This is a genomic window from Paenibacillus sp. FSL R5-0887 (assembly GCF_038002305.1).
Classification (GTDB): domain Bacteria; phylum Bacillota; class Bacilli; order Paenibacillales; family Paenibacillaceae; genus Paenibacillus_AQ; species Paenibacillus_AQ odorifer.
The window spans coordinates 1,703,777-1,719,694 of the sequence record NZ_JBBOCE010000002.1 but is presented as its reverse complement, the minus strand read 5'-3'; the positions used below and the strand labels follow the sequence as shown (position 1 = coordinate 1,719,694).

The following is a 15,918-nucleotide window of genomic DNA, read 5'->3' as shown; positions in this document are numbered from 1 at the left end:
TTAGTAGTCTTTTTTCGCACCTTGTTTAGCTACGAAATCCCAAGTCAGTGTTAAGCTATCGCCTTGGAAAATATTTTGATCTTGGTTATTTTCCACAAATTCGAATTGGACGGAGAAGCTGTCGTTGGTACCGGCTTTAATACCGGATGCTTCGGTAAAGAGTTGATCCCAACCTGTATTTTTTACGAGATCCGGATGCTGACTTTTTAAAGCAGCAAGTGTAGTCTCATAAACTACATTTTCAGGAGAGACGATAGGTACTCCTTTATCATTATTTCTAAGGAATTTAACTTTAATGAACTCGGCTAAATCCAGGTAGTTATCTCCTTTAGCATCCGTGATTTGAGTCGATGTATTCAGAATAATAGATCCGATATCGAGCGAACCATCGTTTTTCAATTTGAAGGATTTAGTTACAGTATCACCTGGTTTCAGGTTAGGAATATTAACGATGACAGAAGGGTCGGAGTTCAGATCGAGCGTGCCCGCTGCGAATGTAGCTGTGCTTTGCGCAGTGTCGCTAAAGTATGCGAAGGTTCCTCCGCCGATTAATGATAAACCCAGTGCTGCAGATGCTACGCCAAGACCCAATGTTTTCTTGATACCCATAATAAAATTCCTCCTCAAATTTGTGTTTGAATTTTTTATAAAATTTATATATTGTATCTTCCGGTTCGTAAGCGGAAGTGGACAATCAACTTAGGGCTGTGTTTCTGTTGGGGGCGGTGAGGCTGGCAGTAGGGCAGCATTTTTCTTTTCTAATGCAGCTACAGCCTTCCAAGAGGTATACAGAGCATAGAGCAGAAGCATCAAGCCAGGCACGATCATGAGGACTACACTTCCAGCTTTGGAAACCGCGAAATTCATAGCGTAACCGACATAGGGTACAGTGACCCCGGTATACTGAGCTACAACATTCACAGAACTGGTAGGGTTCATGTCGGGCGCGTCGTTGTTATCGCCTTTAGTGCGATAAACAGCTTCACCAGTAGCGTTATTGACGGTCGCTTCTACAATTCGGTGAGTAATGAGCAGATTATCTTCATTCCTAAAGGTGATGACATCGCCTGGTTTGAAACGATTCATATCCCCTCCGGGTTTTAATGCGACAATTGAGCCTGTCTGAATTCCTGGTTCCATCGATCCTGAGAGTACGGTTTTGATCTCATATCCGAAGAAAGCAGGTTCACCGCCGGAGGCCTTGGATAACACTACGGCTGCCACCAGCAGAATAAAGATCACAAGCATTAAGCTCGATAGGGTATTATTGATAATTTTTTTAATTCGCATCTTATTCTCCACCTTTCTCAGGTTGAGGGTCCGAAGGAGCTTGGGTTGCTACCGGCGGGGTAGTCGTACTGTCTTCCGCCTTTGGCGTCTCTTGTGGAGCCTCTTGCTGAGGGACATCTTTTGGAATTGTGAGCTCTTCGTCAATTTCCGGCTTTACCGGATCAGTGGCTGGGGCTTCAGGTTGTTCTTTATTTGGGGCTTCCGGAGCAGTTTCGCCTGATGTTGGAGGGGTTGCCTCAGCTTTCGCTTTATCCTCGGCTTCTTGTTGCTTTTTCTCCTCAGCCAAACGTTCTTCTTCTTTTTTCGCTTCTTCTTCTTTCTTTGCTTGCTCTTCTTCTAGCCGAGCTTTTTCAAGCTCTTCTAGTTTTTGCTCGCGAGTCTGACTGATCAATTGGAGTTTATCTTGAAGGGTAGTGATACCTGAGGTTGCCGATTCTTTATGGTTAGTCAATTCGGTATTTAGAGCTTCATAAGATGAGGTGAGGTCGCTAGAGATCACGCCGTCTGGTTGAGTGAAGGTAATCAGGAATGGCAGTGGCTGTGGGAACTCTCCTTCGCGTAATTCAAGTTGTCCATAAACATCACTGGTAACTACCGAAGCGAATGGAAGACCGACATCGTGTATGGAGGTTAGGTAACTAATAACTCCATTTAAGGAAGCATTCAAGGATTCCGAGATCACACCGCTTTGATTTAGGCTGCTTTGTAAATCTCTGAAAAATTGCTCGTCCTTGATTTCTAGACAGTTGGAATCTAGAGAAGTCATATATCCTCCTATCTGGAAGAGTAAGGCTGCTGCTGCACTTAGCTCATTGTGGATTTGATTCCAAATTTGGCTGTTAGCCGCCAGTTGCTCGTTAACGCTATCTATTTGGGATTGAAGCGCCGCTATTTGCGAAGAAATCTCTTCTGCAGCGACATCAAGCTCTTCCAGCGACATCCCTTCTATTCCCGAAACGTCCGAGTAGTTAGCTGATGAGGAAAAGGGCTGTAGTGATTCTTTTAAAGTGAGCGCTCGATTAACATGCTCTTTGAACTCTGTAAGCAGTGCCTTGATCGAATTCGGAAATACTTCGCAAAAGCTAATCGTGCTAGTGGTTTGCGTAGCGGCTCCAAAGCCTCCATAGGTACCACCAACTTGCTGCGAGGTATATAGAAATAAGACGGAGACAGCCATTCCTGATTGCAGTATACGTAATCCGATTTTCCTGTTTCTTCTAGGTCTTCTCCTTGCTGATCTGGGTCTCAGAGGAATACCTCCCCTCAATGTCTGTTTCTTTGGTTCGTTATTATCGTTCTTTATTAAGAACAACTTCTGTAATGAATCATACATGGAATAAATCAAAAAGAAAACTGCCAATAACGCGCATTTGTACTCTATAAAGAACGAAAATGATAATTTATCTCTAAATAACTCCATATATCGCTCGATTACTAAATATATTCGCAATAAAGAACGATAAGTTAGAGTGATTCGCAAAAAAATACCCGGCTCGCAGTAGTAACGCGAGCCGGGCATAAGCGGAGTAATGAAGTTGAGAATATAAATGTATATGTTACGGAAGTTTTGAACCGCGTGAACTAACATACAGGTCATACCATTCTTTACGGCTAAGCTCCAGCTTGTCCGCATCGGCACAGGCAGTAATACGCTTCGGATTCACAGTTCCAATAACAGGCTGAATGGCAGCTGGATGTGTCATTAGCCAAGCCAGTACAATGGCTTCGGGTGTTGTTCCTTTTTCATCTGCGAGCTGTTGGACCATAGCTGCTGTTTGGACGATATTCTCCGGTTGATCCTCTAATGAACGCCCGCTAAATAGACCTTGGGCGAGTGGCCCCCAAGCTTGAAGCTGAATGTTCTCCATTCGACAATGTTCAAGGGTTCCCTCAGGGAAGATAATATCCTTCCAGGGTTCACGATTTACACTGATTCCAGCATCCACCCAGCTGATCTTAGCCAAGCTCATATGCAGCTGGTTTACGATAAAAGGTTCATCGCAATAAGTCTGCAGCAGCTTGATCTGAGCGGCGCTCATATTGGAAACCCCGAAATGACGAACCTTACCAGCGGCCTTCAGTTGATGTAATGCGGAGGCTACTTCCTCGGGATCCATTAAGGGATCAGGTCTATGCAGTAGAAGAATATCAATGTATTCGGTCCCAAGTCGTGACAATATTCCATCTACACTGTTCAGAATATGTTGGCCAGAGAAATCAAACGTATTAGTGCTGTCTCCAGGCTCCATTAGCTTAATTCCACATTTAGATTGAATTATGATTTCTTCACGTAGTCTTGGACGATCCTTAAAAATCTGACCGAATACCTTCTCCGCCTTCCCACGAGTATAGATATCTGCATGATCAAACATGTTGATGCCGATGGAAAGGGCGGCATCAACCGCTTCATGTCCCTGTTTAACATTCTCCGCAGTAATCGGCTCATGGTCCCAGTCACCGCCTAGCCCCATGCAGCCTAAAGCAATGCGGCTTGCGGGAATCCCGCGCTTGTTTAAAGGTAACGCTTTCAACAATGTGATTCCTCCTTGGAAATTATGATTGCGTACTTGTAGATATTGTACACTCTCAGAAGCCCGTATGGTATTTTTTGTCGCTGGAAGAGCGGTGTTTGGTCTCTTCTTTATTCTTTTCTTCGTGCTTTTCCAGCGTCAAATCTTCCATCGGAATCGGGTCTACATTCTGCTCACTTTCATGAAGATCGAATAGACTTTCTTTTTCTGTTGGATATTGTTCCGGGTGATCCCGTTTGTCACTATTCAGCTGATGTTTTTCTTGAGTCATTTTTACCGCCTCGCCTTTCTTTGAGATTTAATGGCTATTGTGCTCGTTAATAAACGTATTTTGCCTCCCTTAAACAGAAAAAAGAGGCCATTAGGCCTCTAAATTCAACGGTGTCCCTATGTCTTTTAGCTTGCGCGCTACAACATCATCGTATAGGCGCTGCAGCCATTTCAGCTCAGTCAGGGTGTGCTCATATGTACCGTACATTAGATGCAGGGCAGAACGAGGCACGATGGAGATATGCTCCTCGTATACCTGATAAGCCAGATTAACCTGATGTTCTGTTTCCCGGAGGCGTTCCTCGAGCAGCCTCTCGACCTTGCTCTGATCGATATGACGGGACATTGCTAGGGCCATATACATCGGATGATAGAAGGGTTCGTTTTTCTTAATCTGTTGCAGGATAAGCTGTTCGAATAAAGCTTTACCTTGCTCCGTTATGGCATAGATTGTTTTGTCCGGCCGATCACTGCTGCGGATGACCTCTAAAGCTTCTATATAACCATCTTGTGCAAGCTTATCCACAGCATAATAGAGTGATCCCATCTGCAGCTTCGTGATCCGGTCCATGGAACGTTCCTTCATCACTAATGTGATTTCATAGGGATGCATGTTCCGCTCCAGCAGTAAACCTAGAATGGCTAATTTCATGGACATAATGGTTACCTTTTGCCCTCGGACGCCTGAACAGCTTTAGCAGGAATGGTAAGACGGTCTTTTGGCATGAGCAGTACAAAGACTAGACCGAGCACTGCAGGAATCAAGGCCCACATAAAGGTTTGTGCAATAGAGGTGGATAACGCACTTGATATTTTCTCTAATATTTCAGCAGGGATCTTCGCTCTTGCTTCAGGTGTTAACGCAGCGCGTGGATCTCCGAAAGCTGCTGACTGTTCACTACCGCCAAAAGCATCGCTTAGACTGTTAGTAAAGCTATTCCGCTGAATAATCCCGAAGATCGTAATTCCCAGCGTCATTCCAAGGGAGCGCATGAAGGTACTGGTCGATGTTGCCGACCCCCGTTGGCGCATATCGAAATTATGGATAGCTGCCATACTCAGCACGGAGAAGGAAAAGCCTACGCCGAACCCAGTCAGAGCCATAAATACATTAAGCATGAGGCGGGAGGTATCTGGTGATAAAGTGCTTAGGCTGTAGACCCCTGCGACAAAGCAGACTGCGGATAGGATCATAATGTTGCGGAAGCTGGTTTTTGTTGTAAGCAGCCCCCCGGTCTGACTGCCAACGACCGTACCGATCATCATCGGCATAAGGATCAGCCCTGAGTTCGTAGCTGAGCCGCCAAATACACCCTGCACAAAGATAGGAATGTAAATAGTAGCTACGATAAAAGCAGAGCCATAAAATAGGCTGGTCACACTGCTTGTTGCAAACAACCGTTTGCGGAACATAGCGAACGAGATCACAGGTTCAGCAGCTACTCTCTCAATAAGGATAAACGCCAGCAAGAGAACAGCAAAACCTACGAATAAGCCAAGGATGGCACTGGAATCCCAAGCATATTGATTACCACCAAGTTCCAGAGCGAACATTAGGCAGATAATCGCGCCAACCAGAGTGAAGGCTCCACCCCAGTCAATGCGCTGTTTAGCGTGGGAGATCGACTCCTTATAAGAAGTTGCAATCAGGAACAGGGCAATAATTCCTAGCGGCAGGTTAATGTAGAATACCCACTGCCAACCAACATAGTCGGTAATATAGGCACCGAGTAAAGGTCCAAGTACACTGGAGATTCCGAAGACGGCTCCAAAGAGACCGGTCAATTTTCCTCTTTTTTCAGGCGGGTAAATGTCGAAAACGATGGTGAAGGCGATTGGCATTAGTGCACCGCCGCCGATCCCTTGAATGGCACGGTAAATACTGAGCTGTGTGATACTGGTGGCAGTACCGCACAAAGCCGAGCCAATCAGGAATACAATCAATCCGAAAATGAAGAAACGTTTACGTCCATACATATCAGAGAGCTTGCCGAAGATAGGGGTTCCGGCCATTACCATTACCATGTAAGCGGAGGTGACCCATACGATTTTATCCAGACCGCCAAGATCTGAGACTATCGTTCCCATAGCTGAAGCTACAATGGTATTGTCCATTGCGGACATAAGAATACCAAGCAGCAGGCCAACCACTACGAGTTTAAGATTACTTTCTTTAGTATGCATGCTTCGCAGCTCCTTTTTCTTAATAGTGATAGTGATAGTTCTGTTCGAAAAATGTTCATAATTAGAAGCAAAATTTATTATATTCAAATTTGAATAGGGAGGCAATAGTTTTTTTTAAAAAATAGAGATGTATAGCCAACCGTAGAAGAATACGGCGGTAATATAGGGACAAACTATCCGTGGAGATCATCTGTGGATGAATTAGGAATGCCTCTTGACATACCCTACGGGGGTATATTATATTATAACCAAGGAGGCTGATTCTTATGTCTACTGCCAAGAAAGAGCAAGCTGCAGAATCCTGCGACATAAATTGTCATTCTTCATCATCAGGAGAACGAAAAAGTCATCATTCGGCAGAATTCAAGAATAACTTGAATACGCGCCTCAACCGGATTGAAGGCCAGATCCGCGGGGTAAAGGGTATGATTGAACGGGATACCTATTGTGATGATGTGCTCAACCAGCTCGCAGCGGTACAGGCAGCGTTAAATGGTGTCGGTAAGATGCTGTTAGAAGGACATATGAAAAGTTGCATTGTTGAGCGAATCGAAGCTGGCGAACATGAGGTTATCGACGAGCTCCTAATTACGGTTAACAAATTAATGAAATAATAAGCTAATGCTTCTAGAGCATAGCTTCACAACATTTATTGGAGGTTATATTAATGTCAAACGCTACATTAAACGTTGAAGGAATGTCTTGTGGTCACTGTGTTAACTCTGTAGAGAAAGCCGTAGGCAATCTTGGAGCCACAGCTAAAGTTGATCTTGCTGCTAAGAAAGTTTCTGTCGAGTATGATGAGAACAAAGTAAGCCTTGGTGCGATTAAAGAAGCAATTGTAGATCAAGGGTATGACGTAGTTTAATTTGAAGCACAGTAATAAGGCTTGGAGTGATATGGGGAAGCTACCCAAAGCTCCAATGCCTTTTCTTTTAGAAATTATCATACCCTATAGGGGTATGTGGAGGCGTGGAAATCATGGATAAAACCAAAACAACAGCTTCACCAACCGAACAGCAGGCAACTGTACAGATTACAGGCATGACCTGTTCCGCTTGTGCAACCCGAATTGAGAAGGGTTTGTCCCGGATGGACGGCGTATCTCGTGCGAATGTGAATCTAGCCTTGGAACAGGCTACTGTTGGATTTGATCCGACAGTATCAGGGTTGCCACAAATTGAAGATAAAATCCGTTCTCTTGGTTATGACACTATTAAAGAATCTGCGGATTTTGATATATCGGGGATGACCTGTGCTGCTTGTTCCTCACGGATTGAAAAAGTGTTGAGCCGTACACCGGGTATAGCAGCAGTTAATGTGAATTTAGCGCTGGAAACAGCACATGTAGAATATACACCCGGTAATATCAGTCCAAGGGAGATCATGGAGAAGGTAAGCAGTATCGGCTATAAAGCTTCTCTTAAAGAAGACCGCAAGGATCATGTGGATCGTCGTGGAAAAGAAATTCAGCATAAAAAGTGGAAATGGATCATTTCTGCAATTCTTTCGTTCCCACTGTTATGGGCGATGGCGGGTCATTTCTCCTTCACCGGCTGGATTCCAACACCGGATATATTTATGAATCCTTGGTTCCAGCTTGTGCTGGCTACCCCTGTGCAATTTATCATCGGTTGGCAGTTCTACGTCGGTGCTTATAAAGCCCTTCGTAACCGGAGTGCCAATATGGATGTGTTGGTCGTATTAGGGACGTCGGCAGCTTATTTCTACAGTCTTTATCTGACTATTGATTCCTTAAGTATGAAGGGAATGAATCATACTGTAGAAATGTATTATGAGACGAGTGCTGTACTCATTACACTTATCCTTGTCGGTAAATGGTTTGAGGCGCTGGCGAAAGGCCGTTCCTCTGACGCAATCAAAAGCTTAATGGGTCTTCAGGCAAAAACCGCCCTCGTAATTCGGGATGGGCAAGAAATGAATATCCCGACAGATGAAGTTATTCCTGGTGATATTGTATTGGTGAAGCCCGGAACAAAGGTACCTGTGGATGGCGAAGTTGTCGAGGGGTCTTCTTCTGTGGATGAGTCGATGTTGACCGGAGAAAGTATTCCTGTGGAGAAAAAACCAGGGGATACCGTGATCGGTGCCACTATGAATAAGAACGGTATCTTGAGAATCAAAGCCAATAAAGTGGGTCGCGACACTGCGCTGGCTCAAATTATCCGAGTAGTGGAGGAAGCTCAAGGCTCCAAAGCTCCGATTCAGCGGATTGCCGATGTAATCTCAGGGATTTTTGTGCCGATTGTTGTGGGTATTGCCGTAATAACTTTTCTGATCTGGTATTTCTGGGCAGCCCCTGGCCAGTTCGCTGATGCCCTCGAAAAAGCCATTGCAGTGCTCGTAATCGCTTGTCCATGTGCGCTAGGTCTGGCAACGCCAACCTCCATTATGGCAGGATCGGGCCGGGCAGCAGAGCTTGGAATTCTCTTCAAGGGCGGGGAGCATTTAGAGGGAGCGCAAGGGATTCAGACCGTTGTACTAGATAAAACAGGTACAGTGACGAATGGTAAACCCGTGCTTACCGATGTTGTGACTACTACTGGAATTGCAGCTTATGGAAAAGAAAACGCAGAAAACCGATTGTTAGCTTTAACTGCAGCTGCTGAAAAGCTATCTGAGCATCCACTTGCGGAAGCTATTGTTGCTGGCGCTGCTGATAGAGGTTTGGCTTTGCCTACTGCTGAGCAGTTTGATAATGTGCCCGGACGTGGAATTATGGCCGTTGTCTCCGATCAGCAGGTTATGGTAGGCACGCGGCGGATGATGGAAGATCATCAGCTTGATATCACAGAATGGACTCCAATTATGAAGAAGCTGGAGGAGTCGGGAAAGACAGCTATGCTAGTAGCGGTAGAGAGTGAAATCGCTGGGATTGTGGCCGTTGCTGATACGATTAAACCGACCTCAAAAGCGGCTGTAGCCGCGCTCCATGATATGGGTATTGAAGTCGTAATGATCACTGGTGACAATAAAATTACAGCTGAGGCTATTGCGAAGCAGGCAGGGATCGAAAAAGTGTTAGCAGAGGTTCTGCCAGAGGGCAAAGCCGAAGAGGTTCGCAAGCTACAGCAAAATGGGACTAAGGTTGCCATGGTTGGGGATGGGATCAACGATGCTCCGGCACTGGCTACTGCCGATACGGGTATGGCGATTGGGACAGGAACGGATATAGCTATGGAAGCAGCTGATATTACGCTGATGCGCGGGGATCTGAAGAGTATTCCTGATGCGATCATGATGAGCCGCAAAACGATGAGAAATATTAAACAAAATTTGTTCTGGGCGCTTGCTTACAATACAATAGGAATACCGATTGCTGCACTTGGGTTTCTAGCCCCATGGCTGGCAGGAGCTGCGATGGCATTTAGCTCCGTGTCTGTTGTCTTGAATGCACTTCGGCTACAGCGGGTAAAGCTGTAATATCACTATCACTATTTAGGGAGTGGCCACAGTGCAAGTAAATAACGATACAATTTCTCTGTTAATGAAACATGCATCTGTCCGCAAGTTTCAGGATAAGCCAGTAAGTGAAGATCAGCTTAGCGCTATTATTGGAGCAGCTCAGATGGCTTCAACCTCAAGCAATGTTCAGGCTTATAGTGTTATTGCAGTTACTGACCCGGCACTAAAGACGGAGCTTGCGGGACTAGCGGGCAATCAGGCTTATATAGAACAATGCCCAGTATTTTTGGTCTGGTGCGCTGATCTGTATCGGCTGCGCGAGGTGACGAAACCTCATTTGCAGGGAGAGACTTCTTATGAAGATTCTGCTGAGAACCTGATTGTAGCTACCGTTGATGTTGCGCTTGCTGCACAGAATGCTGCAGTGGCTGCGGAATCACTAGGACTTGGAATTGTATATATCGGTGGAATCCGTAACGGGATCGCGGAGGTATCGGAATTGCTGGGACTGCCTGAATTGGTCTATCCGCTATTCGGGATGTGTGTAGGTTATCCTGACGGAGCTTCGGGCCTGCGTCCGCGGCTTCCACTAGAGGCTGTTCTGCATCGTAATCGCTACAATGCGGAAACCACTGTGGAGCATGTCAAAACTTACGATAAAGTCTCCTCAGACTATATGCGTGAGCGGACCCACGGCGCCAAAGACACCCCTTGGTCGGCCATTATGGCGGAGCGATTGGCACAGCCAGCACGGCTGCATATGAAGGAGTTCCTGCTGGAAAAAGGATTCCTCCGGAGATAACTAAACTCTCTTCACCTAAAGAGGCTGCCTTATTAGTAGTTCATTCTACTGATAGGGCAGCCTCTTTTTTTTTATTCGAAGCCAGGAAGGTGACAGTTGTCATCTTAAAGAAATGACAGTCCATACTAATGTCATGTCTTCTTTTTCCATATGATTGAAATAGATCAAACGCATTCGGAAGCGGAGGGATTACGTTATGGATAATATTATAGAAATGCACGGGGTCAGCAAAATATATAAGGATAAAAAGGCCGTAGATAATATCAGCTTTAACATTGCTAAAGGTTCGATTACAGCTATTCTGGGACCGAACGGAGCGGGTAAAACAACGGCATTAGGCATGCTGCTGGGGCTAATAGAGCCTACCGAGGGTACAGTGGAGTTGTTCGGTCATCATCCGAAGGATAAAGCAGTACGTGAAAAGACTGGAGCGATGCTGCAGGAGGTAAGTGTAATGGATCGGCTAAAGGTGCGGGAGATCATTGATCTGATCCGCAGCTATTATCCAAAGCCTATGGATATGGAGTTTCTAATTAAGGCTACTGGACTTGCGCCAGCCGATTTGAATAGATACGCCGAGAAGCTCTCGGGCGGTCAAAAGCGTAGTTTGGGCTTTGCGCTAGCCCTCGCGGGTAATCCGGAGCTGATCTTTTTCGATGAACCTACAGTCGGACTTGATATTACTTCCCGGCGGCGGTTCTGGGAAACGGTTCGTGGACTTGCGGAGCAAGGAAAAACGATTGTGTTCACGACCCATTATTTGCAGGAAGCAGAAGATATTGCGGATCGTATTCTATTATTCAGTAAAGGCCACTTAGTTGCGGACGGAAGTCCAGATGAGATTAAATCGCGGATTGTGAAGCGTTCCGTGTCCTTCCTGCCTGTGGGTGATCGCTCGCAATTGCGCAGAAACCTGCTAGATTTAGCTGCTATAGAGGATTGTTATGAAAAAGATGGCCGCATTCACGTGACCACAGAGGATACAGATGAGGCGCTTAAAGCGATTTTTGTGGCTGGACTTCCTGTGAAGGATGTTCGAATTGATCAGGGACGTTTGGATGAGGCTTTTGAACAATTGACCATGAACCAAGAGGAGGCTGTCTAACCATGAGACTAATAACTGTACAGTGTAAAGCGGAAATGCTGCGGATCATCCGTAATCCCTATTATGTGTTCTGGTCTTTGCTCATGCCCATCATGTTCTATTTCATCTTCACCCGGGTGGTCAATACAGGTAGCGATGACCTAACGTGGCGTGCTCATTATTTAATGTCTATGGCGACCTTCAGTGTAATGGGCTCAGCCATTATGACGCTTGGTATCCGGTTGGTGCAAGAACGAACACAAGGCTGGACCACCTTTATTCGGATTACACCGCTGCCGGGATCGATCTATTTTTTCGGAAAAATGTTCGGACAGACGATGATGCATCTGTTTTCGGTCATTTGTATTTTTATCGCAGGCTATTTAATCAATGGCGTCTCTTTATCCGCAGGTCAATGGGTGCTTAGCGGGCTGTGGATCCTGATCGGTTCTCTACCATTTTTAGCGATTGGTACGCTTGTAGGTGCTATGAAACGGGTGGATACAGCCAGTGGAGTCAGCAACGTGATTTATATGGCTCTTGCTGTAGCAGGAGGCATGTGGATGCCGATTGAGATACTGCCACGATTAATGCAGCGGATTGGTCATTGGTTGCCTTCCTATAACTATGGGAATGGAGCCTGGGAAATCGTTCGTGGCTCAGCTCCGACATGGAGTAATGTCTTGATTTTACTCGGATATTTGGTAGTTTTTATGTTACTATCGGTCTATATTCGAAAAAAACAGGAAGCGGTGTGAATGAATGTCTGAGCGTGCGAAGTTCCGGTTATTTCCACAAAAACAGGGTTTTTTCCCTTTTGTATGGGCTGTTTATCTGGTTTTGCCCATCCTGAATTTGCGCGGGGAGACTGGAATGAAGCTCATCCTGGGCGGGATTATGATAGCGGTGTTTGCCATCAGCTATCGCCAGCTGTATTGGGTGCGGGGTGGAGTGTTTAATGTTTGGTTATTTATTCAAATGTTAATCATCGTGGTGCTTAGTTTGTTCTATACCCCCTATAATCTGTACATGGGCTTTTTCACCGCAAATTTTATCGCATATTATACGGAGAATAAAGGGTTCAAAATTGCATTTGCTTCTTTTGTCATCATGATCCTTTCGGTGCTGGTCTTAGTGGGTCGTGAGATGGAGTGGGGAAGCGTGATGTTTTTAGCTCCGTTTATTATTATTATGTTGATTAGTCCGTTCGGAGTGAGGTCCATGAATCGGAATCAGAAGCTGGAGAAAGAGCTGGATCAAGCCAATGAGGTGATTAAAGAGCTGGTGAAGCGTGAGGAACGAATGCGAATCGCCCGTGACCTGCATGATACCCTTGGCCATACCTTGTCCTTGATTACGTTAAAGAGCCAACTCGTAGAGAAGCTGGTGACGAAAAATACGGAGCGAGCCCAAGAGGAGGCGCGAGAAATTCAGCGCACTTCACGGGCTGCGCTCCGTCAAGTGCGTGAGCTAGTGTCGGAAATGCGTGCGGTCTCAGTGGCAGAGGAACTGGCTGAAGCTGGAGAGATGCTGCGAACGGCAGAGATCGCCTTAGAAGTGGAAGGGGATATCTCTCTGGAGGGGGTATCCGACCTGACGCAAAATATCCTTAGCCTCTGTATCAAAGAAGCAGTGACTAATATCGTAAAGCATAGTAGAGCGGACAAATGCTTCATAGGAGTGGCAAAGCTGGCTGGAGAAGTGCGAATTACCGTTAAGGATAACGGCATTGGTCTACAGCATGGGGAGAGAGGGAATGGTGGGCTTAGCGATGGAAATGGCATGAAGGGAATGGCAGAGCGTCTATCCCTGATTGATGGCTCCCTGTCGCTAAGCTCAGCTGAGGGTCAGGGAGCTACGCTGATCGTTACCATCCCGCTAATCGTAAAAGATGCACAAGGGGGTGAGACTGCATGATAAGCATTGTTATAGCGGAGGACCAACGTCTGCTTCGGGGAGCGATGGCTTCTTTGCTGGATCTTGAAGACGATATCGAAGTAGTCGGAGAAGCTTGTGATGGGGCGGAGGCGTTAGCTTTAATCGACAAGCTTCAGCCAGATGTCTGTCTCATGGACATTGAAATGCCGTTCAAGAGCGGGCTGGAGGTTGCAGAAATATTGCGGAGTAAGGGTTGTCCGACCCGAATTATTATTTTGACCACCTTTGCCCGTCCAGGGTATTTTGAGCGTGGAGTAAAGGCTGGTATTCAAGGGTATTTGTTGAAGGACGAGCCTGTAGATAAGCTAGCTGAATCTATTCGTCGTGTCATGGCTGGACATCGGGAGGTATCTCCTGAGTTAGTCTTCGGCAGTCTGCGGGAGGAGAATCCATTAACAGCACGGGAGGGCGAGATTTTAAAACTGGCTGGAGAAGGGCAAACCGCGAGCCAGATAGCCTTTTCGCTGCATCTGTCTTATGGCACTGTCCGCAATTACATCTCTGAAATACTCAATAAGCTGGAAGTGAAAAGCCGGATTGAGGCGGTACGGCTGGCGGAAGAAAAAGGCTGGATTTGAGGGGAGGAGGGCATTGTTATGCAAATATTTCTGATTCGTCATGGTGATCCGGACTATTCCATAGATGATCTAACGGAATTCGGGCATCAGGAAGCAGCGGCATTGGGAAAACGCATGGGATCTATCGGACTGGATGAATTATATGCTTCACCATTGGGTAGAGCACAGACAACAGCAAGTTATGTGGCCAAAGAGACGGGACTTGTAATTCAGACAGAACCTTGGACTTGTGAATTGAATTGGACAGGGGTTATGTTGGATGGACAAATGGCGCCTATATGGGATAGTCCCGGAGAACATATTAGTGAACTATCGAGTGGAAAAAGAGAATGGTCTGATCAAACAGATCATTGGTTAAAACAAGAGGAATACAGATTGCGGTTTAGCGAACTACAAGCGGCTTCAGATCAATTCTTGCTTAGCCACCACTATAAAAGAGAAGATGGCCTATATCGTATCCTCGAGCCTTCTACCAAGAAGATTGGAGTTGTGTGTCACGGTGGCTTTGGCCTTGCATGGCTAGCCCATTTATTGCAGATTCCTTTAGCCTTGGCTTGGTCCGTATTTTGGCTTGCTCCAAGCTCGGTAACGACGATCTTGTTTGAAGAGCGCAGCGAGCACTATGCAGTTCCCAGATGTATTGGATTGGGAGATGTCTCCCACCTCTATGCTGGGGGTATGAACTATCGCCCAAGGGGATTAATGGGTAATCATGTTTAAGGTGACTGATTAAGAGCGAGCAAGAACATTGTCTATGAAGTGAAAGACCATCCCGCAGAGGATGGTCTTTTTTAATAATACAAGAAAGTATAAGTTTGGCACGAGACATTATCCTTCTATTTCTCGCATAAGCGCTTACCGTTCTTTAGGGACACCGAAGGCGCTTTTGCTTGCATATAAGAATCATGCCCCTTGCCCAGTTCCTGATTTCCACTTGCTATTGTGCTAACGGACTTAGATGCAGCTATTTGTACATTTTAAGCCTTTTGGAGGAAGTTGCGGACTCGAGAGATCTTATTTTCCATAAATGGAGGGAATATCGTGCTATTTTAGTGATATAAAGTCTCTGAAGTCCGTTAGCATCCCAGAACAGCGAAATAGTTACGAATAAGGGCTGTGGTGTCCGAACGCAATTCTGAATTCTGCTCGCAATAAAGCTACATTTGCAGATAGCAGCAGCTTTTTCATGAAATGGTCCACTAATTTTGGTTTTGAGCCTAAATTATCTGAAATTCCACTCTTCACCGTGGATTTAATTTCACCTGTGAACCTTTGCCGCCTGTCTGGATGCCGGTATCTTTGACTCCGACTTCCTTGAGGTCAGCTATGAGGCGTTCTAGTACCGTCTTTGCGGCAGCAGCTTCCTTCGCACCGGATGCTTTGACAACTAATTGCACCGGCTTGCCGGAGCGTAGATGCTTCTCGGCCTGACGGAGCTTCGTATCGTAGTCATGCTCTTCAATATGAGCAGTGAAGCGGAGCTCTTTGACCTTCTCCTTGCTGCCGCCCTTTGCAGCTGAGCCACCACTGGCCTTGCGTGCTGAGGCTGCTTCTTTCTGCGCGGCCGCTTTTGCTTTGCCCTTTGCAGTTAGGCTGCAGGGCGGTGGGCTGCTCATTAGCGAGGTGCATACCAGATCAGCTCCCGCTGATCTGGCCATGGCCAGCGCCTCTTCCCGTGAGACGATACCCAGCTTCTCACCCCTAAGTCCTGTAAGAACTACTTCGGATGCTCTGATTTGTTCATTGATTAATACTGCCACTTCTATGAATCCTCCCCTGATAACGATGATAAAGCTATCATATATGGAACTAGCT

Annotated in this window: 17 protein-coding genes; 9 read left to right on the top strand and 8 right to left on the bottom strand. The window is 46.1% G+C overall.

What is annotated here, in order from left to right; all coding sequences use genetic code 11:
• The 7 genes from MKY14_RS25505 to MKY14_RS25475 form a co-directional block, all read right to left on the bottom strand.
• Complete coding sequence (locus MKY14_RS25505) at positions 1-609, bottom strand: TasA family protein (RefSeq protein ID WP_036682781.1); 609 nt, start codon at positions 607-609, stop codon at positions 1-3.
• Positions 610-699: 90 nt separating this feature from the next.
• Positions 700-1,290, bottom strand: a complete 591-nt coding sequence (sipW, locus tag MKY14_RS25500; RefSeq protein ID WP_076124645.1) for a signal peptidase I SipW — start codon at positions 1,288-1,290, stop codon at positions 700-702.
• A gap of 1 nt (position 1,291) precedes the next feature.
• Positions 1,292-2,467 (bottom strand): hypothetical protein, encoded by a 1,176-nt coding sequence (locus tag MKY14_RS25495; protein WP_076219723.1) that lies wholly within the window; start codon positions 2,465-2,467, stop codon positions 1,292-1,294.
• A gap of 379 nt (positions 2,468-2,846) precedes the next feature.
• Positions 2,847-3,824, bottom strand: a complete 978-nt coding sequence (locus MKY14_RS25490; protein ID WP_076124641.1) for an aldo/keto reductase — start codon at positions 3,822-3,824, stop codon at positions 2,847-2,849.
• A gap of 52 nt (positions 3,825-3,876) precedes the next feature.
• The gene (locus MKY14_RS25485) at positions 3,877-4,092 is read right to left on the bottom strand and encodes a hypothetical protein (protein WP_076307951.1); all 216 of its coding nucleotides are present in this window, start codon (positions 4,090-4,092) and stop codon (positions 3,877-3,879) included.
• Positions 4,093-4,182: 90 nt separating this feature from the next.
• A complete protein-coding gene (locus MKY14_RS25480) occupies positions 4,183-4,749 on the bottom strand; it encodes a PadR family transcriptional regulator (RefSeq protein ID WP_076307950.1) in 567 nt (188 codons plus the stop codon).
• Between the two features lie 5 nt (positions 4,750-4,754).
• Complete coding sequence (locus tag MKY14_RS25475; protein ID WP_036682771.1) at positions 4,755-6,275, bottom strand: MDR family MFS transporter; 1,521 nt, start codon at positions 6,273-6,275, stop codon at positions 4,755-4,757.
• Positions 6,276-6,541: 266 nt separating this feature from the next.
• On the opposite strand from MKY14_RS25475, the gene MKY14_RS25470 reads away from it, so the two are divergent.
• The 9 genes from MKY14_RS25470 to MKY14_RS25430 all read left to right on the top strand — a co-directional run bounded on the left by MKY14_RS25470 (position 6,542) and on the right by MKY14_RS25430 (position 14,823).
• On the top strand, positions 6,542-6,889 hold the full coding sequence (locus MKY14_RS25470; RefSeq protein WP_076124636.1) for a metal-sensitive transcriptional regulator: 348 nt from the start codon (positions 6,542-6,544) through the stop codon (positions 6,887-6,889).
• A gap of 53 nt (positions 6,890-6,942) precedes the next feature.
• Positions 6,943-7,143, top strand: coding sequence for a copper ion binding protein (locus tag MKY14_RS25465; RefSeq protein WP_076124634.1), 201 nt, complete (start codon positions 6,943-6,945; stop codon positions 7,141-7,143).
• Between the two features lie 113 nt (positions 7,144-7,256).
• Entirely contained in the window at positions 7,257-9,719 is a 2,463-nt protein-coding gene (locus tag MKY14_RS25460; protein ID WP_076282344.1) for a heavy metal translocating P-type ATPase, read from the top strand.
• Between the two features lie 31 nt (positions 9,720-9,750).
• The gene (nfsA, locus tag MKY14_RS25455; protein WP_340977631.1) at positions 9,751-10,503 is read left to right on the top strand and encodes an oxygen-insensitive NADPH nitroreductase; all 753 of its coding nucleotides are present in this window, start codon (positions 9,751-9,753) and stop codon (positions 10,501-10,503) included.
• 196 nt (positions 10,504-10,699) lie between these two features.
• The gene (locus tag MKY14_RS25450) at positions 10,700-11,608 is read left to right on the top strand and encodes an ABC transporter ATP-binding protein (protein WP_076124631.1); all 909 of its coding nucleotides are present in this window, start codon (positions 10,700-10,702) and stop codon (positions 11,606-11,608) included.
• A gap of 2 nt (positions 11,609-11,610) precedes the next feature.
• Entirely contained in the window at positions 11,611-12,345 is a 735-nt protein-coding gene (locus MKY14_RS25445) for an ABC transporter permease (RefSeq protein ID WP_036682760.1), read from the top strand.
• A gap of 4 nt (positions 12,346-12,349) precedes the next feature.
• Positions 12,350-13,504, top strand: coding sequence for a sensor histidine kinase (locus tag MKY14_RS25440; RefSeq protein ID WP_076282343.1), 1,155 nt, complete (start codon positions 12,350-12,352; stop codon positions 13,502-13,504).
• Positions 13,501-14,103: a response regulator transcription factor gene (locus tag MKY14_RS25435; RefSeq protein ID WP_340977630.1), complete on the top strand. Its 603-nt coding sequence runs from the start codon at positions 13,501-13,503 to the stop codon at positions 14,101-14,103. The genes MKY14_RS25440 and MKY14_RS25435 overlap by 4 nt, the downstream gene beginning before the upstream one ends.
• 18 nt (positions 14,104-14,121) lie before the next feature.
• Positions 14,122-14,823 carry a histidine phosphatase family protein gene (locus tag MKY14_RS25430; RefSeq protein WP_076282342.1) on the top strand — a complete coding sequence of 234 codons (702 nt, stop codon included), beginning with the start codon at positions 14,122-14,124 and terminating at the stop codon, positions 14,821-14,823.
• A 521-nt stretch (positions 14,824-15,344) separates the two neighbouring features.
• Here the strand turns inward: MKY14_RS25430 and infC are convergent.
• The gene (infC, locus tag MKY14_RS25425) at positions 15,345-15,863 is read right to left on the bottom strand and encodes a translation initiation factor IF-3 (RefSeq protein ID WP_340977627.1); all 519 of its coding nucleotides are present in this window, start codon (positions 15,861-15,863) and stop codon (positions 15,345-15,347) included.
• Between the last annotated feature and the right edge of the window lie 55 nt (positions 15,864-15,918).